Source organism: Sulfuriflexus sp. (assembly GCF_032250955.1).
Taxonomy (GTDB): Bacteria; Pseudomonadota; Gammaproteobacteria; order AKS1; family AKS1; genus Sulfuriflexus.
Window position 1 is genome coordinate 1 of sequence record NZ_JAVVES010000004.1, and the last position, 21,385, is coordinate 21,385.

Sequence of the window (21,385 nt, forward strand, 5' to 3'; positions counted from 1 at the left end):
CATTCGCCTAAGCTGTCAAACTACGACAGCCAAGGCGCTGGTTATCCCTGAGGGAGAAGGAATCACACTTCAGGAAGAAGGAATTCCATTTCATGCAGCAACACCTCCACCTCACTCACACTCACCCTCTCCATCGGCTTGCCATCAACCGGCGATAACGGTGCCTGTCGCTGCCCGGTTACAGGAAAGACGACAATATCGATCGGCACATCACCCGCAACAAAGCTATAGGCGGTAAACTGTTCATAGTGATCTCTGCTAACGCGAAAACGCTTTTCGCGCTGTTCGTGCGGGATCTTGTGCCGACTCAAAAAGTGGCTGACCGCTTCAGGGGTATCGGCAAATACATGCAGGTTAACATCAGAGTGTTCGCCGGCGGTGCCACGCAATACCGAGCCCACCAGGCGCGGATGAAATTCCTGTAACAGGCCCATGGCCTTGATGGCGGTATGTCTGAGTACCTGTAGACGCTGCGGCTGGGCCCGGGATTTAAAGATGCGCTGGTATTCAAAGATCGCTTCTTCGACCTCGGTATTGCGCGGCATGACATGCCGATCACTAATGCCGATAGCCTCTGCGGCCTTTTGCTTGGCCGAGTAAAAGTCCTTGATGCCGTGCTCGACCATCAGGCGCGCTGCATCCTGCGCGATACGCTGGCGTGTTTGTGAATCACGACGGGGCGGGTTGCGGCCCATGCTGAAGGCCCTCTTTCAGGTTATTCTTCTAACAACATTTATATCAGCAATGCTGCTGTCAGAATAGTTGTTCCGGGATGGCTGGCTGTTTGACCTCGGTGCCGGCGTCGGCAGTCCCACCTGCCTCGACCGTTTTCTTTGGCACCGATTCGGTACGGAAGGTCTCAAAGATAGCATTGCTTTGGCCCTCTGCGGCAAGCAGACCCGTTTCCGGATCCAGCCTGACAGTAACCAGACCAGGCGGCATTTCAAAGTCTTCTTCCGGCATGCCCTTCGTGGCATTTTCCATGAAATAAATCCACATCGGCAGCGCGGCACTGGCACCGGTTTCGCGTCTGCCCAGGGGCGTGTGCCTGTCAAAACCAATCCAGGCAGTGGTGACCAGTGCATTATTGAAACCGGAGAACCAGGCATCTTTTTGATCGTTGGTGGTGCCCGTTTTACCCGCCAGGTCCCGACGGCCGATACGCAATGCCCGGCGACCGGTACCCAGTTGAATAACATCGCGCAGGATGGTCCGCATAATGTAATTGACCTGTTCGCTCATCACACGTGGGGCATATCGTGGTGTTCGTTCTTCGCCGGTCGGCCCAGGCAGATCGGGCCCGGTCGTCGCTGTTACATCGGCGCTGGCCTCCACAGCAATCGGGTCTGGTGCGACCTCAGTTTCAGGTTGCTGCTCACAGTCGCGACAGACACGCAATGGTTCATGCCGATAGATAACATTACCTTCACTGTCTTCAATACGGTCAATAAAGTACGGTTCCACCCGGTAGCCACCGTTAGCCAGCACCGCATAGGAAGTAGCTACCTCCAGCGGCGTCAGCGAGGCACTGCCGAGGGCAAGAGATAAATCCCTTGGTAGCCTGGTGCTATCCAGACCCAGTTGTTCCAGGTAGCTGATCGCCTTGTTGATACCCATGGCGCGCAGCAAGCGGATGGAAACCAGGTTGCGTGACTTGGTCAAGGCAACACGCAATCGTGTCGGTCCATGGAACTTGCCGCTGTAGTTTTCCGGTCGCCAGGTATTTTCCAGCCCGGCATCCTCAAACACGACCGGCGCATCATTAATCAGGCTCGCAGCCGTAAAGCCGTTTTCCAGTGCCGCTGCATAAATAAACGGCTTGATATTGGAGCCAGGCTGGCGGCGTGCCTGTATCGCACGATTGAATTTACTCTGGTAATAGTCATAACCACCGATCAGCGCCTGCACCGCACCGTCTTCCGGCCCGAGGCTGATCAGGGCGCCCTCGACTTCAGGAAGTTGCGCTAACTGCCAGGCGCCGCTCTCGTCCTGGTTGACCCTTATCAGGTCGCCCCGGCGGAGAATATCCGCTGCATATTTTGGCTGGGGGCCACGTCCGTTTTCATCCTTGAAGGCGCGTGCCCACTTCAGGCCATCCCATTCAATACGTACGATGTCACCATTGCCGGTCATTGCACTCACGGCCTGATCCTCGAGATGCATGACCAGGGCCGGGGCCAGGCCAGCAACAACGCGGTGCTTGTTCAGCGTGGCCCGCAGCGGCTCCTGCAGTTCTGCGGAGAGCTCCGGGAGCTCAACAGCAACGGCCGTCTCTCCCTTGGGACGATTCAGTGCCGGGGCCTCGATGGCGATGGCGGGCAGGGCAGCCAGCAGCGCCGGCCCGAATTCAACATGCCCTTCCGCGCCACGGTAACCATGTCGACGATCATATTCGAGCAGGTTGCGCTGGACGGCCTGGTAGGCATATCGCTGCAGGCGTGTATCCAGCGTCGTGTAAACATTATAACCGGAGGTATAGACCTCCTCACCGTAACGCTCGATCATCTCTGCACGTACCATCTCGGCCACGTAGGGGGCGGACAGTTCGATATCCTGACCATGCAGACTGGCGTTATCTGCGGTAGCCACGGCCTGCTCAAAGGTCGGCTTATCGATGAACCCCAGTTCCTGCATACGGCCGAGGATGTAGTCACGACGCAGGGTTGCTCGGCGGATATTGACGATGGGGTTGTAGCGCGAGGGCGCCTTGGGCAGGCCCGCGATCATGGCCATCTGCCAGACACTTAACTCATTGATATCCTTGCCATAATAAACCTGTGCCGCAGCGGCCACGCCGTAGGAACGGTGGCCGAGGTAGATCTTGTTGACATACAGCTCGAGGATTTCCTGCTTGCTCAGGTGCCGTTCGATCGTCAGGGCAAGGAATATCTCGCTAATCTTGCGCAGGTAGGTCTTCTCCCGGGAGAGGAAAAAGTTGCGCGCCACCTGCATGGTAATCGTGCTCCCGCCCTGGCCCTTCTCACCGGTCTTAATCAGGTGCGCGACCGCGCGCAAAATACCCTGGTAATCGACGCCGGGGTGTTCATAAAAACGATTATCCTCGGCGGCCAGGATAGCCTTGATCATAAGCGCCGGGACATCGTCGTATCGCAGGGGGGCGCGTTTCTTTTCACCAAACTCGGCGATCAAACCGCCATCCCGCGAATGCACGCGCAGGGGAGTCTGCAGATGCACATCCTTGAGTGACTCGATCGATGGCAGATCCGGGGCCAGATAAAGATATGTGCCCGCCGTGGCGACCACGCCAAGCGTGAAGGCACTGAACAGTCCGATCAGGCTAAGGCGAAGGAATTTAAGGAAAAATTTCATGAAATGCGTGTAAGCGATTGATTCCCGGGTTGTGACCCGCGTCAAAGTGTTATTCCGATGGATGGATTATAAAGGTAATCCAAAACATTGCGATACTGGTAAAAGGCATTAATTTACTATTGATAAATACTTGACTCTGGTATTTAATGTAGTTAAACATATAAGTTCGCTAAGCGCACGGATGATAAAAGGAAAATAAAGGTGGCGTTCTCAAGTCTCTTCCAAAAAAAGCAGCCCCCGCTACTGGGGCTCGACATCAGCTCCACGGCCGTCAAGCTGCTGGAATTGAGTCAATCGGGTGGTCGTTACCGCGTGGAAAGCTACGCTGTAGAGCCTCTGCCCCTTAATTCCGTAATTGAAAAGAATATCAGCGATGTTGAGGCCGTCGGTGAGGCCATCAAACGCGCGGTCAAGCGTTCCGGCAGCAAGACGAAAAATGCCGCCGTCGCCGTGGCCGGCTCTGCCGTTATCACCAAGGTGATTTCCATGCCGGCCTCGCTTTCCGATGAGGATATGGCCAGCCAGATTGAGCTCGAGGCCGACCAGTATATCCCTTACCCGCTGGAAGAAGTGAATATCGACTTCGAGATCATTGGCCGCTCCGACAATAATGATGAGCGTGTCGATGTCCTGCTCGCCGCCTCCCGCAGTGAAAACGTCGATGTACGTATTGCTGCCTGCGAGATTGGTGGTCTGAAGGCCGCTATTGTCGATGTTGAGGCCTATGCCATGGAGAATGCCGCCGAGTTACTCGCTGACCAGCTGCCAGAACGCGGTATCGGCAAGACTGTCGCCATTATTGATATTGGCGCGACCATGACCACGCTCAGCGTGCTGCACGACAACAAGATTATTTACACTCGGGAACAGGTATTCGGTGGCAAGCAGCTCACGGAAGAAATTCAGCGCCGCTATGGCCTGTCCTACGAAGAAGCCGGTATGGCCAAGCGCCAGGGTGGTCTGCCGGATAACTACGTGCCGGAAGTCCTTGAACCTTTCAAGGAGGCCATGGCGCAACAAGTCAGTCGCTCACTGCAATTCTTCTTTTCATCAAGCCAGTACAACAGTGTCGATCATATTGTACTGGCAGGTGGGAGTGCCTCGATCTCCGGCGTCGATGAACTGATCGAATCCAAGCTTGGCACCAATACCAGTGTCGCTAATCCGTTTGCGAATATGTCCTTGTCGTCACGGGTCAAGGCGCAGACGCTGAGTAACGATGCGCCGGCGCTGATGATTTCCTGCGGTCTGGCTTTAAGGAGTTTTGACTAATGGCAAGGATTAACCTGTTACCGTGGCGCGACGAACTGCGCAAAGAACGGCAAAAACAATTTCAAACCATTGCTGGCCTGGCAGCCCTCCTGACGCTTGCCATTATTGCGCTCGTCCACATTCGCATGGGTGCCATTATCGATAACCAGCAGTCGCGCAACAATTATCTCGAGAGTGAAATCAAGGTGCTGGACAAGCGCATCAAGGAAATCAAGAATCTCGAAAAGGAAAAGGCCCACCTGCTGGCGCGCATGGATATTATCCAGCAATTGCAGGGTAGCCGCCCACAGGTCGTGCATGTGTTTGACGAACTCGTCACCACCCTGCCGGATGGCGTGTACCTGACCAGCATCAAGAATGCGGGCACAGGCATTACCCTGGATGGCTTTGCCCAGTCCAATGCGCGGGTCTCTTCTTATATGCGTAAAGTCGATAATGCCGACTGGTTATCCGACCCTCGCCTGAATGTAATCGAAACAAAAGATGAAAAGGGTCAGCGCATCAGCAAGTTTGTCCTCAATGTTCGCCAGACGAGTCCTGGTAGCGAAACGACCGGGGAGGACGTTCAATGAATCTGAATGAACTAAATGAACTTGATTTTCAGGACATGGGTAATTGGCCGCTGCCGGCCAAGGTCATGGCGATTGTCTTGCTCTGCGCCTTAATCCTGTTTGCCGGTTACTGGTTCGATACCAAGGACCAACAGGCACAGATTGATCGTCTCGAACAAACAGAACGCAAGCTGAAGCAGGACTTCAGGGTCAATGCCAGCAAGGCCGCCAACCTTGAACTCTACAAGCAGCAAATGGTCGATATGCAACAGTCCTTCGGTGCCATGCTCAAGCAACTGCCGAGTAAAACAGAGGTCGCTGAACTGCTGGTTGATATCTCCCAGACCGGCCTGGCCAGCGGCCTTGAGTTTGAGCTGTTCCAGCCAACCGCCGAGGTGCCCCTCGAATTCTATGCCGAGTTGCCCATTAAACTGCGGGTTACCGGCGACTATCACGAATTCGGTAATTTTGTCAGCGGTGTTGCCGCCCTGCCGCGTATCGTGACCCTGCATGACTTCGTTATTACCCCCGCGAAGGATGGCAAGCTGGTGATGAAAGCCACGGCGAAGACCTATCGTTACCTTGATGAAGAAGAAACACAGGAGGCTGCGAAATGAGCATAACCAGGCATTTCTCACGCGCCCTGTTAGTGACTGCCGTCAGTGCGGCTCTGGTCGCCTGTGACAGCGCCACGCATCAGGACCTGCAAGACTTTGTCGCCACGACCAAGGCGCGGGCTCTGAAAACAACATCGGTCGAGCCTTTACCTGATATCAAGCCTTATGAAACCTATCTCTATAAGGCCGACAGCAAGCGTGACCCGTTCGCGCCGACCCTGGCCATTGACGAGGCTATCGAAACCGCAGACGGCGACGGCATACACCCTGATCCCAATCGTCGTAAGGAAGCCCTGGAGAACTATCCCCTGGATTCGTTACGCATGGTAGGCACCCTGCAACGTGATGACCAGTTATGGGCCATCGTTAATGTGATTAATAACCCGGACAGTGGTATTCACCGGGTTATTACCGGCAACTACATGGGCCAGAACCATGGCCAAATCGTTCGAATCTCTGATGAACAAATTGAACTCGTAGAAATCATTCCGAATGGACTTGGAGGCTGGCGCGAAAGCGAAACCTCTATTGCCCTGAGTGAAGAATGAGGGGACGCACAATGAGTGGAATAAAAAGAAATAATATACACAAACTGTTTACATCACTGGCATCGCTGAGCTGCCTGCTGGTGATGTCGGCATCGGCCTATGCGGCAGCGGCACTGGAGGACATCAGTTACTCCACCCTGCCTGGCAACAAGGTACAGGTAAAGCTTAGTCTCTCCGGCGATGTCGCTGAGCCTATCAGCTTCACCACGGATGACCCGGCACGTATTGCGCTGACCTTCTCCGAGACAACCAGTAACCTGGCGAAAAAGAGCCAGCCTATCGGTATCGGTGTCGCCCGTAGTGTCACGGCGGTTGAAGCCGGCGGCCGCACCCGCGTAGTACTGAACCTGGTGCGCCTGGTGCCTTACAACCTGGAAAAACGGGATAACAGCATTCTGATAACACTTGATACCGGTGGCAGCAGTACCGGCACGGAAGTGGCCACCGCCGCTCGTCAATCCGCTGCCCGCACCGGCGAGACTCATAGCATCAAAAATATCGACTTCCGTCGCGGCAATAAGGGCGAGGGTCGTGTCGTCGTCACCCTTTCCGATCCAAAAGCCATTGTCGACCTGCGCGAAGAAGGTGGCAAAATCATTGCCGACTTCCTCAATGCCGACTTGCCGGAAAGACTCGAGCAGCGCCTGGATGTAGGTGACTTTGCCACCCCGGTTGCCAGCATCGAAACCTTCGAACGCGGCAACAATACCCGCATGATTATCGAACCCGGCATTGCCGAGTACGAACACCTTGCCTATCAGGCAGATAATGTCCTGACCATCGATGTCCGCCAGATCAGCAAAGAGAAGCAGGAGGAGCTGAAAAAGAAGAAGTTTGGCTACGTGGGTGAAAAACTCTCCCTTAACTTCCAGAATATCGAAGTGCGCTCAGTCCTGCAGTTGATCGCTGACTTTACCGGTCTCAACCTGATCACCAGTGACACTGTTCAGGGCAACCTGACCTTGCGTCTGAAAAATGTGCCCTGGGACCAGGCACTGGATATCATTCTCAAGACCAAGGGCCTGTCTATGCGCCGGACCGGCGATGTCATCCTGGTCGCACCGACCGAGGAAATCGCCGCCCGCGAAAAACTCGAACTCGAATCACAGAAGCAAATCGAGGACCTGGCCCCGTTACGTTCCGAGTACATGCAGGTCAACTATGCCAAGGCCAATGACCTCGCAGGGTTATTGAAGTCAACGGATAACTCACTGCTCTCTGAACGCGGCAATGTCACCATTGATGAGCGTACCAATACCCTCCTGGTTCAGGATACCGCGGACAAGCTGGCGGAAATCCGCAGCCTGGTGGAAAAACTCGATATCCCGGTCCGCCAGGTGCTGATCGAATCCCGTATCGTCGTCGCCAACGATGACTTCAGCAAAGACCTCGGGGTTCGCTTCGGTGTGGCCAACCGCAGAAAGGAAACTCTAGGCGAGACTGTTGGCACAAGCAATACTGCCATTGCCGGCAACCTGACCGGTACCACGGACCTCATTAACTTTAATACCCTGACCAATACCGACGGCCTCAATGTCAACCTGCCGGCAGCACCGGTCGATGCCGCGGCCGCTTCATTTGCCCTGGCGATCGCGAAGCTGCCGTTCGGCAGCCTGTTGCAACTGGAGCTCTCGGCCCTGCAACAAGAGGGTCGTGGTGAGGTCATCTCAAACCCGCGCGTGATCACATCCAACCAGAAAGAGGCCTATATCGAACAGGGTACGGAAATTCCATTCCTGGAAGCTAGCTCCAGTGGCGCGGCTACCATCAGTTTCAAAAAAGCCGTGCTGAGTCTTAAGGTGACCCCACAGATCACCCCGGATGACCGTGTTATCATGGACCTGACCGTCACCCAGGATACTATCGGTCAATTCATCGCCCTTGCCGGCTCTTCGGTACCGAGCATCGATACCCAGGAAGTCACCACCCAGGTGCTAGTTGATAACGGTGAAACGGTCGTCCTCGGTGGCGTCTATCGCCGCGAGAAACGCAACGAAAATGACCGGGTACCCTTCTTCGGTGACCTGCCCTATGTGGGCTTCCTGTTCCGTCAGACCAAAGACGTTGATGAAAAACAGGAACTGCTGGTCTTCATCACGCCGAAGATCATCAAGGATGCTCTACAGCTTAATTGATAACTCTTCTCTCTCGCGTCACAATCGGGGTCTGGTAACAGACCCCGTTTTTTTATGAGCAAAGCAAACAATATCTTTCTTGTCGGCCCCATGGGTGCAGGCAAGACCAGTGTCGGCAGGCAACTGGCCAAAACCCTGGCTCGCGAGTTTCTTGATAGTGACAAGGAAATCGAGAGCCGTACCGGTGTGGATATCCCGACTATCTTCGACATCGAGGGCGAGGCCGGCTTTCGCAAGCGCGAGCAACAGATGCTTGATGAACTCACGCAACGCGAGGACATCGTTCTGGCGACCGGTGGCGGCGCCATCCTGAGCAAGGAAAATCGCGAGTGGCTACAGCAGCGTGGTACGGTTATCTATCTCGGTGCCAGTGTTGACCAGCTCTACAAGCGCACTCGCCGGGACCGCAACCGTCCCTTGCTGCAAACCGAAAACCCCCGCCAGCGGATCGCGGATCTGTTGGCAATGCGCGACCCGCTGTACCGCGAAACCGCCGACATCACCCTGGATACCGATGGTCACAACGTACGCTGGGTCGTGGAACAGATTCTTGCGCACCTGCCGGGATGAACTTGCGCAATACATTGATACATAAAACATTATATAATCCATCCAGACTTGAACGGATTAATCCGGGACTATGAAAACACTACAGGTTGAACTCGAAGACCGCAGCTACCCTATCCACATAGGCGAAGGCCTGCTGGACAGGCCCGAACTCGTTATGCCGCATGTGCATGGCAAACAGGTCATGATCGTCACCAACGAGACGATCGCGCCGCTCTATCTGGACAAGGCCCTGCACCTCTTTCAGGATTACGAGACTGCCACCGTCATTCTGCCGGATGGCGAGGAATACAAGAATCTCGAGACCCTCAACCGGGTGTTCACTGCGCTGCTGGAAAAGCATTTTAACCGTCGCTGCACCCTGGTCGCGCTGGGCGGCGGTGTCATTGGCGATATCACCGGTTTTGCCGCGGCCAGTTACCAACGCGGTGTCAATTTCATCCAGATCCCGACGACCCTGCTGGCCCAGGTCGACTCCTCGGTCGGCGGCAAGACCGGTGTCAATCACCCACTGGGCAAAAACATGATCGGGGCCTTCCACCAGCCCCAATGCGTTCTCGCCGACACCCGGACCCTGAACACGCTGGATGATCGTCAGCTTTCCGCCGGCATTGCCGAGGTGATCAAGTACGGGCTTATCAACGACCCGGGGTTTTTTACCTGGCTGGAAACAAACATGCCGGCGCTGCTGCAGCGCAAACCGGAGGCCCTTGCCTATGCCGTCGAGCGTTCATGCGCAGACAAGGCCGCCGTGGTCGCGGCTGATGAACGTGAAGCCGGCATGCGTGCCCTGCTCAACCTCGGGCATACCTTCGGCCATGCCATTGAAACCGCCAGCGGCTATGGCAACTGGTTACACGGTGAAGGCGTCGCTTGTGGCATGTTCATGGCGGCCACCCTGTCATGCCACCAGGGCTGGATTGATGCCGCACAGTTACAGCGCATCAAGGCCCTCATCCAACAGGCCGGCCTGCCGGTACTGCCGCCCGCCAGCATGAGCCTTGCACAATTTCTCGATATCATGGCCGTAGACAAGAAAAACATCGACAAAAAGATACGTCTTATCCTCATGAAAGATCTTGGCCAGTGCTTTATCAGTGACAACTATGACCATGCGCTCTTGCAACAAACCATTGAAGAGATGCTCACCGCATCACAACAGGCCTGACCCATGGATTCACGACTCCTTGCTGATTATGCTGCCCTGGATGCAACGAGCAGAGGCCGTCGCTTTGCCGAGAACGCACCAGCCTATCGAGGGGAGTTCCAGCGTGACCGCGATCGGATTATTCACTCCACGGCCTTTCGCCGCCTCGAATACAAAACCCAGGTATTCGTCAATCACGAAGGTGACCTGTTCCGCACCCGTCTGACACACTCGATCGAGGTCGCCCAGATCGGCCGGACCATTACCCGCTCCCTGCGACTGAACGAAGACCTCACTGAAACTATCGCCCTCGCGCATGACCTCGGCCATACACCGTTCGGGCATGCCGGCCAGGATGCCCTGAACGAATGCATGCGCGAGTATGGCGGCTTCGAGCACAACCTGCAGTCCCTGCGCGTTGTTGATGAGCTCGAAGAGAAATATGCAACCTTCAATGGCCTCAATCTCACCTTTGAATCACGCGAGGGCATCCTCAAACACTGTGCCCTGAAAAACGCACGCGAACTCGGTGATGTCGGCCTGCGTTTTATTAACAAGACCCAACCATCTCTCGAGGCGCAGTTGACCAACCTGGCGGATGAAATAGCCTACAACAGTCACGATATCGATGACGGGCTTCGCTCAGGCCTGATCAGTATCGAACAGCTCCGTGAGGTGGAACTCTTCAATCAACTCTATGAGGATGTCGAGCGTCACCATCCCGACCTTGACGGACGCCGCACCATCTATGAAATCGTACGTCGCCTGATTGGTTGTCAGGTCGTGGATCTGATTGAGACCAGCACTGCAAATATCAACGAGGCCGGGCCGGGTACGATTGATGATGTTCGCGCACATCCCGGGGCGATCATGGCGTACAGCGAGCAGATGCAGCAACACAACCTTGCGCTCAAACGGTTCCTGCGGGAAAACCTCTACCGGCATTACCGTGTCTTGCGTATGAGCGCAAAATCCAGGCGGATCGTTGTTGCCCTGTTTGGCGCCTTCATGGAAGACTCTCAGCTGCTGCCGACCGAACACCGGCAAAAGGCCTTGCAACTCGAGACGGATCACGGCAAGTCAGGCAAGGCCCGGATAATCGCCGACTATATTGCCGGCATGACTGACCGTTATGCGATTGCAGAATATGGCAAGGTCTTTAGACCCGAACAACTCAATCTGAATAGTTAATGCTGACTACCGGGCTACTGATAAAATAATAATGCGCATCTATATGCAGCAACTACCAACAGAAGCAGGGCGCGCACCACGTTTTCTGCACCTGCTTATACAGGAAGACCTGCTTGACGGCTGGAACCTGGTCAAGGAGAGCGGTCAACAGGGCGCGTCGGGTCGGCTGACCAGAACACATTATGACGACATGGCCAGCGCTACCGAAGCCTTACTGCTGGAGAGAGACAAACAACTAAAGCGCGGTTACCGCGTTGTTTTCGTAGAGGGTCAGGGGAACGCATCATGACTGAAGCCGGCAAGCATTTTTCAGGTAACGCATTTACGCCCTATTTGAGCAAGCTTGGCCTGCACACCGAGCCGTTCTCCAACGACGTTCAGGATGAATTCTTTCTGCCTGATCCCCCGCGTATCCAACGCCTCAACATGCTTTACCACCTGGCACAAAACAGTGATCTCTTGCTTATTGTTACGGGCGAGCGCGGCAGTGGCAAGACCAGCCTGCTCCAGCACTTTATCGACATGGGTGATGAAACATGGCGCAGTTGCGTTATTGATGCCAACGCCATGCTGAATCCCGAGCAATTACTCATCCAGATCGCCGAGGGCTTTGGTCTGCCGCAGGACAGTGTCAATTTCGGCAGCGGCCTGGAAATGCTCAAGAAACGCCTCGTTGAAATGAAGCGCAGTGAGCTTATAAGTCTGCTCATTATTGACGATGCCCATGAACTTCCCGCCGCCTCGCTCACCATGCTCATGAAACTGTCGGAGCTGTCAGATGCCAATGAAGGCCTTTTGCGCATCGTCCTGTTCAGCGAACCCCGCTTAATCGAGCTGCTCAATGCGACGGCCTTCAAGGATGTACGCTATCGGGTTACCCATACGCTTGAAATGCCGGCGCTAAACGAACAGGACACCATCCACTACATTCAACATCGCCTTGCGATCGCCGGTCTCAAGGATGACTCGGCATTCAGCAAGGCGCAGCTCAAAAAGATCTATCGCCTGTCGGGCGGGGTCCCGGGCAAGATCAATCTGCATGCCCATGAAATGCTGCTCGGCAAGCAGGCCCGGACAGCCGTGACGGCAACGGCCGGCAATAGCCGGCGGTTACGTTCTGCCATGATGATCCTTGTCATTCTTGTCATTACGGCGGGCATTACCTGGTTCTTTAGCCGTGATGCGCTGATGAATCTTTCCTCACACCTGGCCAGCAGCGATGGGCCGCAAGCCGATTCCGTCACACGGGCAGAACAGACGACCAGGTCATTGCCCCTGCTGCCGGCAAAACCGCTCCGCTCAACCGTCAAAGAGCCGCGCGACAACAGCAAGGTTGCTGCGGACACGTCACCCGTGGACAGCACTACCAACCCGGTTAACGCCTATGCCCTGCCGAAACCCGACATTCAAACCAGGCCGGTTACCGAGATAGACGCGCCCCGGCCGCCGGTACCGCAGCCGGCAACACCGACCCCTGCCCCCGCGGCGCCAACTGGCAAGGACGAGCCCGCAAAGCGAGCTGCCGCGCCTGTCCCGGCAAAGACAGATACCCCGGCCAGCAAGCCTGCGCCCGTGGCCGATAAACCGGAAGTGCGTGACTGGCTCTCGCGGCAGAACCCGCGACACTTCACCCTGCAGCTAATGGGCAGTCATGAACGACGCTCCATCAACCTGGTGATGAGCAGTCATCGCCTGAGCCCGGAGCAAGCGGCCATCCTGCACACGCAACTCAACAACAAGGACTGGTATATTCTCGTCTATGGCAGCTACAGCACGCGTGACCAGGCCCGTGCGGCCATTAGCAGCCTGCCAAAAGGCCTGCAGCTGACCAAACCCTGGCCTCGTCTGATCGGCGATATCCAGTTGCTTGAATAATCGCTCTGTATAGCGCCTGAATGGCGCATACCCTTGCAATCCATCTGTAATTTGCCGGGCTTTTTCGCTGCACGCGAATTGAATGCACCCTACCCCGCCTGTATAATTACTGCCCTTTTGCCCGGCCCAAATAATGCCGGGTGTAATCAAATGCCTAACAGCAAAATTAGCGGGTCGTTACGTGAGTTATTCCGATAAAGTAAAATCCGGCATCTACCGGCCAGAATTCGAAAAAGAAAACTGTGGCTTTGGCCTGATCGCCCATATGGACGGCAAACCGAGCCACTGGCTTCTGGATACCGCCATTGGCGCCCTCGCCCGCCTTACCCACCGCGGGGCAGTCGCCGCCGATGGCAAAAGCGGCGACGGTTGCGGCTTGCTGCTGGGCAAGCCCGATGCCTTCCTGCAGGCCGCTGCCGGGGAACTCGGTTTCAAGCTCAAGGCCTCTTACGCGGTCGGCATGGTCTTTCTCAATACCGACAGCGCACTTGCCGACGCCGCCCGCACAACCCTGGAAACGGAACTGAGGGCCGAAGGTCTTGACGTCCAGGGCTGGCGAACAGTCCCCACAGATAATAGCGCTTGCGGTAAGGAAGCACTCACTTCACTGCCGGTGATTGAACAGATTTTTGTTAACGCCGCTGACGATATGGATACGGTCGCTTTCGAACGTCATCTTTATATAGCCCGCCGCCGGACCGAAAAGGCACTCGAACCCGACGATGAGATGTTCTATATCCCGTCCCTGTCTTCGAAGGTCATTTCCTACAAGGGCCTGGTTATGCCCGAATATCTGCCGGTGTTCTACAAGGACCTCGGCAACCAGGCCCTGGCCACCAACCTGGCCGTGTTTCACCAGCGTTTTTCCACCAACACCTGGCCGCAGTGGTGCCTGGCCCAGCCATTCCGCTACCTGGCCCATAACGGTGAAATCAATACGGTGCAGGGAAACCGTAACTGGTCGGTAGCCCGGGGGCACAAGTTCGAGACCGATGCCATCCCGATGGACGATGTTCGGCCCCTGGTATCAATGAGCGGTTCGGACTCGAATAGCATGGATAACATGCTCGAGGCCTTGCTCGCCGGTGGCATGGACATCTTCCGCGCCATGCGCCTGTTGATCCCGCCCGCCTGGCAGAATGTGGAAAACATGGACCCCGATCTGCGCGCCTTCTATGAATACAATTCCATGCACATGGAACCCTGGGACGGCCCGGCAGGTGTTGTTCTCACTGATGGTCGCTATGCCGCCTGTACCGTCGACCGCAACGGCCTGCGCCCGGCCCGCTGGGTCATGACCAAGGACCGCCACATCACCCTGGCCTCCGAGATCGGTGTCTACGAATACGCACCCGAAGATGTCATCGCCAAGGGGCGTCTCAAGCCCGGCCAGATGTTTGCTGCCGATACCGAGACCGGTCAGTTGCTGTTGCCGGAGGATATCGACTATCTGCTCAAGGCCCGCCAGCCATACAAGAAATGGATGGCTGAACATTCCCGTCACCTCGAGTCCAAACTCGAACAAAGTCACCTGACCGGAAGCATGTCAAACGAGCAGATCGGCATCTACCAGAAGATGTTCCAGGTAACCTATGAAGAACGCGAGGAGATCATCCGCGTGCTCGGCGAGAGCGGCCAGGAGGCTATCGGCTCGATGGGTGATGACACCCCTTTCCCGGTCCTGTCTCGCCAGGTTCGCTCACCATATGACAACTTCCGGCAACAATTTGCCCAGGTAACCAACCCGCCGATAGACCCGATCCGTGAACAAATCGTCATGTCGCTGGAAACCTGCCTTGGCCGTGAGCGCAATATGTTTGAGGAAACCCCGGAGCACGCCGCACGCCTGTTGGTCGACTCGCCCATCCTCTCACCGGTCAAATTCCAGCAACTCCTCGAGCTTGGCCGGCATGAATCCGATTATGACACAGCAACGATTTCCCTGAACTACGCCAGGGGTACCGACCTGCAGGCCGCGATCAGTGATATCGCCAACAAGGCCGCGGTCGCGATCCAGAATGGCAAAGTGGTCCTGGTACTCAGCGATCGCGACATCAGCGAAGATACCTATCCCGTGCATGCCCTGTTCGCCACGGGTGCCGTCCATCACCATCTCGTCCGCGAAGGCCTGCGTTGCGACGCCAACATCATTGTAGAAACCGCCACCGCCCGCGACCCACACCACTGTGCCGTACTGCTCGGTTATGGCGCCACCTGCATCTACCCGTACCTGGCCTATGAATGTCTGCATGACATGGTCCGCAGTAACATGATCGAGCACGACAATGTCACCGATCTGGAAGGTAACTTCCGCAAGGGCATTAACAAGGGCCTCTACAAGATCACCTCGAAAATGGGGATTTCCACCATCGCCAGCTACCGCGGCTCGCAATTGTTCGAGATTATCGGTATGCACCAGGACGTGGTTGACCTGTGTTTTACCGGGACCACCAATCGCGTCTCCGGGATCCGCTTCAGTGACTTCGAGGCTGATCAGAAACAGCTCTGTAAGCTGGCCTGGAATCCGCGCAAGAAAATTGCCCAGGGTGGTCTGCTCAAATACATCCATGGCGGTGAAGACCATGCCTACAACCCGGACGTGGTGAACAGCATGCAGGAGGCCGTAAAGAGCGGCGACTACAACAAGTGGAAAGTCTATACCGACCTGGTCAATACACGTCAGCCACTGAACCTGCGTGACCTCTTGAAACTGCGTGAGGATACAACCGCCATCGGCATCGAAGACGTCGAGCCGATGGAGGAAATCGTCAAGCGTTTCGATTCCGCCGCCATGTCGCTCGGCGCACTCTCACCCGAGGCACACCAGACCCTGGCCGAGGCCATGAACCGTCTCGGCGCGCGCTCCAACTCCGGTGAGGGGGGCGAAGACCCGGAACGTTACGGCACCATCCGCCGCTCCAAGATCAAGCAAGTCGCCTCGGGCCGCTTCGGTGTGACCCCGGCCTACCTGCGTAGCGCCGAGGTTATGCAGATCAAGATCGCGCAAGGCGCCAAGCCCGGCGAAGGTGGCCAGTTACCCGGCCACAAGGTCAACGAACTCATTGCCAAACACCGCTACTGCAACACCGGGGTCTCCCTGATCTCGCCACCGCCGCACCATGATATCTATTCGATTGAAGACCTGGCGCAGCTTATTTTCGACCTCAAGCAGGTGAATCCGGACGGGCTCGTTTCCGTCAAGCTCGTCTCCGAAGCGGGCGTTGGCACCATCGCGGCCGGTGTCGCCAAGGCCTATGCCGACCTCATCACTGTCTCCGGTTACGACGGGGGCACCGGCGCCTCTCCGCTGACCTCGGTCAAGTATGCCGGCGGCGCCTGGGAACTGGGCCTGTCAGAAACGCACCAGATCCTGCGTGCCAATAACCTGCGCGGCAAGGTCCGTCTGCAGACTGATGGCGGCCTGAAGACCGGTCTTGATGTCATCAAGGCGGCCATCCTCGGCGCGGAAAGCTTCGGCTTTGGTACCGGGCCAATGATCGCGATGGGCTGCAAGTATCTGCGCATCTGTCACCTGAATAACTGCGCCACCGGCGTCGCTACCCAGAATAATATCCTGCGCAGCAAGTATTACAGCGGTGAGGTCGAGGCCGTCATGAACTACTTCAGGTTCATCGCCGAGGACGTACGCCAGCTGCTGGCGGGGATCGGTGCCCGTTCACTCACCGAGATCATTGGCCGGACTGACCTGCTGGAAGCCCTCGATGGTTATACCGGCAAGCAACAGTCGCTGGATCTGTCGGCCCTGCTGTCGGATGCCGGTGTGGCGGCGGATGCACCCCAGTTCTGCATGCAACCGTTTAACGAACCCTTTGACAAGGGCGAACTGGCCGAACAGATGGTCAGGGACACGCTCGCCAGCATCGAGAACCAGAGCGGTGGCGAATTCAGTTACGTGGTGCGCAATATCAACCGCTCGATCGGTGCCCGCCTGTCGGGTGAAATCGCTGCCCGCCATGGTAACCTCGGCATGGCCGACAACCCGATTACCCTGAAACTCACCGGTACTGCGGGCCAGAGTTTCGGGGTCTGGAATGCCGGTGGTCTGAATATGTACCTCGAAGGCGATGCCAATGATTATGTCGGCAAGGGCATGACCGGTGGCCAGCTGGTAATCCGTCCGCCACGAGGCAGTCTCTTCAAGTCTCATGAGACCACTATTATCGGTAACACCTGCCTGTATGGCGCGACGGGCGGCAAGCTTTACGCCGCGGGTCTGGCCGGGGAGCGCTTCGGCGTCCGCAACTCCGGTTGCCATACTGTCGTCGAAGGTATCGGCGATCACGGCTGTGAGTACATGACCGGTGGTCTGGTCACGGTGCTTGGCAAAACCGGTATCAACTTCGGTGCTGCCATGACCGGCGGCTTTGCCTATATCTACGATGAAGACAACAGCTTCATCGACAGCATCAACCAGGATGTGGATATCTACCGCATCATGCCGGAACACATGGAGGCCTACCGCAACCACCTCCGTAAAGTCATTGAAGACTTCGTCAAGGAGACCGGTAGTGAACGCGGCCAGTTTATCCTTGATAACTTCTCTGACCGCATTGGCAAATTCTGGCTGGTAAAACCGAAGGCCGCCGAGCTTAATTCACTAATGGATGATTTAAAGCGTCGCGCCGCTTAAACCCGGCGACGTTAACAAAGACAATACTATGGCCAATAATTTTCAGTTTCTAGAAGTCGAGCGCCGCGATCCGGAAAAGAAATCCGTCGAAGTCCGCATCCAGGGCTACGGCGAGATCTACGGCGAATTCGATGCCGAACACGCCAGGGAACAGTCTGAACGTTGCCTCGCCTGTGGCAATCCTTACTGCGAGTGGAAATGCCCGGTGCATAACTACATCCCCAACTGGCTGAAGCTGGTGGCCGAAGGTAACCTCTTCGAGGCGGCGAAACTGTCGCACAGCACCAACACCCTGCCCGAGGTCTGTGGTCGTGTTTGCCCGCAAGACCGTCTCTGTGAGGGCGCCTGTACGCTTAATGAACCCGGTTTCGGCGCAGTGACCATTGGTAATGTCGAAAAGTATATTACCGATACCGCGCTCGCGCAGGGCTGGCGCCCGGACCTGTCTGCTGTCAAGGCGACCGGCAAGCGAGTCGCCGTTATCGGTGCCGGCCCGGCCGGGCTGGGTTGTGCTGATGTTCTTGTCCGCAATGGCGTCCAGCCAGTCGTGTTTGATCGCTACCCGGAAATCGGTGGCCTGCTCACCTACGGCATTCCCTCCTTCAAGCTTGAGAAAGACGTCATGAAACTGCGCCAGACGATCTTTGAGGAAATGGGCATTGAGTTCCGACTCAATACGGAAGTCGGCAAGGACATCGACATGCAACAACTGCTTGATGAATACGATGCCGTCTTCATGGGCATGGGCACCTACAGTTACATGAAAGGCGGTTTCCCCGGTGAGGACCTGCCCGGTGTTTATGATGCCCTGCCATTTTTAATCTCGAATACGCAACGCGTGCTCGGTGAAAGCGAGGACTGTATCGATATGCAGGGCAAGCGCGTGGTGGTGCTCGGTGGTGGCGATACGGCCATGGACTGTAACCGCACATCGATTCGCCAGGGTGCGGCCAGCGTCATCTGCGCCTATCGCCGTGATGAAGCCAACATGCCTGGCTCGCGGCGCGAAGTGGCCAACGCCAGGGAAGAAGGCGTGCAGTTCCTCTGGAACCGCCAGCCCATCGAAATTGTTGGTAATGATAAGGTAGAGGGGGTCAAGTTCGTGACCACGGCGCTCGGCGAACCGGACGAACGCGGCCGCCGCCGCCCCGAGCCGGTCGCCGGCACGGAAGAAATTGTGCCGGCCGATCACGTACTGATTGCCTTTGGTTTCCGCCCCAATCCGCCGGCGTGGCTGGCCGATCACCATGTCAATATCGACGAACGTGACCGGGTCACCGCCCCTGCGGATGGCGAGTTCAAACACCAGACCAGCAATCCGAAAGTCTTCGCGGGTGGTGATATGGTGCGCGGTTCGGACCTGGTCGTCACCGCGATTTTCGAAGGCCGCGAGGCCGCCGAGGGTATCCTCGACTACCTGGAAGTATAAGGATTGCGCCACACCAGGGCGCAATCCGCAAAGCTGTGCGAAAAAATATAATAACGGTTTTCATTATGCTTGATTATTTTACAACCCTGCGGCCTCTGTTCCGCCCTGTCCTTGTATTGGATCCTTTATGTCTGAATTAAAAAACGATCGCTTGCTGCGCGCCCTGCTGCGCGAACCGGTAGACCAAACGCCCGTCTGGATTATGCGTCAGGCCGGACGTTACCTGCCTGAATATCGGGCGACTCGTGAAAAGGCCGGTGACTTCATGACCCTCTGTCAGACCCCTGACCTGGCCTGCGAGGTAACCCTGCAGCCACTGGAACGTTTTGACCTCGATGCGGCCATTCTCTTCTCGGATATCCTGACTATCCCCGATGCAATGGGGCTCGGCCTGAAGTTTTCTACCGGCGAGGGCCCGCAATTTGATCGTCCGATCCGCTGCGCGGCAGACATCGACAGGCTCGGCATACCGGATATGGAGGATGATCTCGGCTACGTTATGGATGCCGTGCGCACCATTCGCCGTGAACTTGATGGCAGCGTGCCGCTGATCGGTTTTACCGGCAGCCCGTGGACACTTGCCACCTATATGATCGAAGGCGCAAGCAGCAAGGATTTCGCCAGAAGCAAGGCGATGCTCTTTGATCAACCCGCGCTGCTGCACAGGTTACTCGGCGTACTGGCCGATACAGTCATTGAATACCTGAATGCGCAGATCAAGGCCGGCGCGCAGGCGATACAGATTTTCGATACCTGGGGCGGGGTATTGACGCCACGCGATTACCGCGAATTCTCCTTACGCTACATGCAGCAGATCATTGATGGTCTCATCCGCGAACACGACGGTCGCCGCGTTCCCGTGGTGTTATTTACCAAGGGCGGCGGCGAGTGGCTCGAGGATATCGCCGCAACCGGCACCGATGCCGCCGGACTGGACTGGACGACCGAGATCGGCACGGCCCGCAAGCGTGTCGGTGACAGGATAGCCCTGCAGGGAAATATGGATCCATCAACCCTGTATGCCTCACCGGAACGCATCCGTCAGGAAGTCCAGACTATCCTTACCGACTTTGGTCCCGGTAGCGGCCATGTCTTCAATCTCGGCCACGGTATTCACCAGCATATCGACCCTGACAATGTGAAGGTTCTGGTCGATGCGGTGCATGAACTAAGTCGCCCGCTGCACGGCTAGCGCCAGTGTACGGTCTTTTATCGGGCCGCACCGACAGTTAACCGCCGTGCTGTCGCTTATGCGCGGCTGTCACACCCCTGGCGGCAGGCCGCTTGTAACGCTCGTTTCCGGGGCAGGTTGCCTAGCCGGCCTTGCGCTGTATGAGCGGCAATATATAGTCACTTTCAATCATGCCGTACCGCATAGCCAGATGCGTCAACTCGACATCACCCCTGACGCCGACTTTTGAAAATATCCTGTATCGGTAAGTGCTGATTGTTTTCGGGCTGAGATACAACTTTGCAGATATCTCATGAATATCCATGCCGCGGACAAACATGTACATGATTTGTAATTCACGGTTAGACAGCCTCAGGAATATAGTGCCGGCCGGCCTGCACGGCTCTTATGGCCTTGTAAAATTCATGGGCTGAACAGCTCTTGCTCAGGCACGCGCTGACGCCAAGCTTTATGATGCGTCTCGGGAATGAGGCATCAAGTGTTGTGGTCAATATAATAATTCCAGGTTGGGGATCAATGGTTCGCATGTGGCGAACAATATCAAAGACACCCAGCACCTCGATGCCCATATCCATTATTACCATTTCCGGCCTGCAGTGACGCAGTTGTTCAATGGCCTCCCGGCCGCTGCTGCATTCCGCTACCAGCTCCGTGCCACCTTCATCCTGCAACAGTCTTTTGATTGCGACCCGAACCAGTGGTTGTTCATCGACCAGTAATACTCTTGACATATCCGCCCCTTTTTTCTCCAGAGTCTCCAGGGACATTCTCTACTCCAGGCAACTTCCTTGCGGTGAATCATGGCGCGCCGGATATGTGACAAATTCACATCCCTTACCCTGGCGGCTAACTTGCGCTGGATAACAAAAGGCCGGCATCT

At 56.2% G+C, this 21,385-nt stretch carries 17 protein-coding genes; 13 read left to right on the forward strand and 4 right to left on the reverse strand.

Annotated elements, in window-relative coordinates; genetic code table 11:
• Window positions 1–62: 62 nt before the first annotated feature.
• Both RQ738_RS01040 and RQ738_RS01045 read right to left on the reverse strand, forming a co-directional pair.
• Window positions 63–695: a hypothetical protein gene (locus tag RQ738_RS01040; protein WP_314161520.1), complete on the reverse strand. Its 633-nt coding sequence runs from the start codon at window positions 693–695 to the stop codon at window positions 63–65.
• Between the two features lie 58 nt (window positions 696–753).
• A complete protein-coding gene (locus tag RQ738_RS01045; RefSeq protein ID WP_314161521.1) occupies window positions 754–3,330 on the reverse strand; it encodes a penicillin-binding protein 1A in 2,577 nt (858 codons plus the stop codon).
• Window positions 3,331–3,531: 201 nt separating this feature from the next.
• Between RQ738_RS01045 and RQ738_RS01050 the strand changes: the two genes are divergently transcribed.
• The 13 genes from RQ738_RS01050 (at window position 3,532) to hemE (ending at window position 20,505) form a co-directional block, all read left to right on the forward strand.
• Window positions 3,532–4,602: a pilus assembly protein PilM gene (locus RQ738_RS01050; protein ID WP_314161522.1), complete on the forward strand. Its 1,071-nt coding sequence runs from the start codon at window positions 3,532–3,534 to the stop codon at window positions 4,600–4,602.
• A complete protein-coding gene (locus RQ738_RS01055; RefSeq protein ID WP_314161523.1) occupies window positions 4,602–5,174 on the forward strand; it encodes a PilN domain-containing protein in 573 nt (190 codons plus the stop codon). Before RQ738_RS01050 ends, RQ738_RS01055 begins: the two co-directional genes overlap by 1 nt.
• Window positions 5,171–5,770 carry a type 4a pilus biogenesis protein PilO gene (locus RQ738_RS01060; protein ID WP_314161524.1) on the forward strand — a complete coding sequence of 200 codons (600 nt, stop codon included), beginning with the start codon at window positions 5,171–5,173 and terminating at the stop codon, window positions 5,768–5,770. The genes RQ738_RS01055 and RQ738_RS01060 overlap by 4 nt, the downstream gene beginning before the upstream one ends.
• A complete protein-coding gene (locus RQ738_RS01065; RefSeq protein WP_314161525.1) occupies window positions 5,767–6,318 on the forward strand; it encodes a pilus assembly protein PilP in 552 nt (183 codons plus the stop codon). The genes RQ738_RS01060 and RQ738_RS01065 overlap by 4 nt, the downstream gene beginning before the upstream one ends.
• Window positions 6,319–6,329: 11 nt before the next feature.
• Window positions 6,330–8,453 (forward strand): type IV pilus secretin PilQ, encoded by a 2,124-nt coding sequence (gene pilQ / locus RQ738_RS01070; protein WP_314161526.1) that lies wholly within the window; start codon window positions 6,330–6,332, stop codon window positions 8,451–8,453.
• A gap of 54 nt (window positions 8,454–8,507) precedes the next feature.
• On the forward strand, window positions 8,508–9,023 hold the full coding sequence (gene aroK / locus RQ738_RS01075; protein WP_314161527.1) for a shikimate kinase AroK: 516 nt from the start codon (window positions 8,508–8,510) through the stop codon (window positions 9,021–9,023).
• 70 nt (window positions 9,024–9,093) lie between these two features.
• Window positions 9,094–10,188: a 3-dehydroquinate synthase gene (gene aroB, locus RQ738_RS01080; RefSeq protein WP_314161528.1), complete on the forward strand. Its 1,095-nt coding sequence runs from the start codon at window positions 9,094–9,096 to the stop codon at window positions 10,186–10,188.
• 3 nt (window positions 10,189–10,191) lie between these two features.
• A complete protein-coding gene (locus tag RQ738_RS01085) occupies window positions 10,192–11,358 on the forward strand; it encodes a deoxyguanosinetriphosphate triphosphohydrolase (RefSeq protein ID WP_314161529.1) in 1,167 nt (388 codons plus the stop codon).
• Window positions 11,359–11,389: 31 nt separating this feature from the next.
• Window positions 11,390–11,647 carry a WGR domain-containing protein gene (locus RQ738_RS01090; protein ID WP_314161530.1) on the forward strand — a complete coding sequence of 86 codons (258 nt, stop codon included), beginning with the start codon at window positions 11,390–11,392 and terminating at the stop codon, window positions 11,645–11,647.
• Complete coding sequence (locus RQ738_RS01095) at window positions 11,644–13,233, forward strand: AAA family ATPase (RefSeq protein ID WP_314161531.1); 1,590 nt, start codon at window positions 11,644–11,646, stop codon at window positions 13,231–13,233. Before RQ738_RS01090 ends, RQ738_RS01095 begins: the two co-directional genes overlap by 4 nt.
• A 181-nt stretch (window positions 13,234–13,414) precedes the next feature.
• On the forward strand, window positions 13,415–17,884 hold the full coding sequence (gltB, locus tag RQ738_RS01100; protein ID WP_314161532.1) for a glutamate synthase large subunit: 4,470 nt from the start codon (window positions 13,415–13,417) through the stop codon (window positions 17,882–17,884).
• Window positions 17,885–17,912: 28 nt separating this feature from the next.
• A complete protein-coding gene (locus RQ738_RS01105) occupies window positions 17,913–19,313 on the forward strand; it encodes an FAD-dependent oxidoreductase (protein WP_314161533.1) in 1,401 nt (466 codons plus the stop codon).
• Window positions 19,314–19,440: 127 nt separating this feature from the next.
• Complete coding sequence (gene hemE / locus RQ738_RS01110) at window positions 19,441–20,505, forward strand: uroporphyrinogen decarboxylase (RefSeq protein ID WP_314161534.1); 1,065 nt, start codon at window positions 19,441–19,443, stop codon at window positions 20,503–20,505.
• 121 nt (window positions 20,506–20,626) lie between these two features.
• Here the strand turns inward: hemE and RQ738_RS01115 are convergent, their stop codons facing one another.
• Complete coding sequence (locus RQ738_RS01115) at window positions 20,627–20,830, reverse strand: LuxR C-terminal-related transcriptional regulator (RefSeq protein ID WP_314161535.1); 204 nt, start codon at window positions 20,828–20,830, stop codon at window positions 20,627–20,629.
• Between the two features lie 16 nt (window positions 20,831–20,846).
• The gene (locus RQ738_RS01120) at window positions 20,847–21,272 is read right to left on the reverse strand and encodes a response regulator transcription factor (protein ID WP_314161536.1); all 426 of its coding nucleotides are present in this window, start codon (window positions 21,270–21,272) and stop codon (window positions 20,847–20,849) included.
• Window positions 21,273–21,385: the final 113 nt, after the last annotated feature.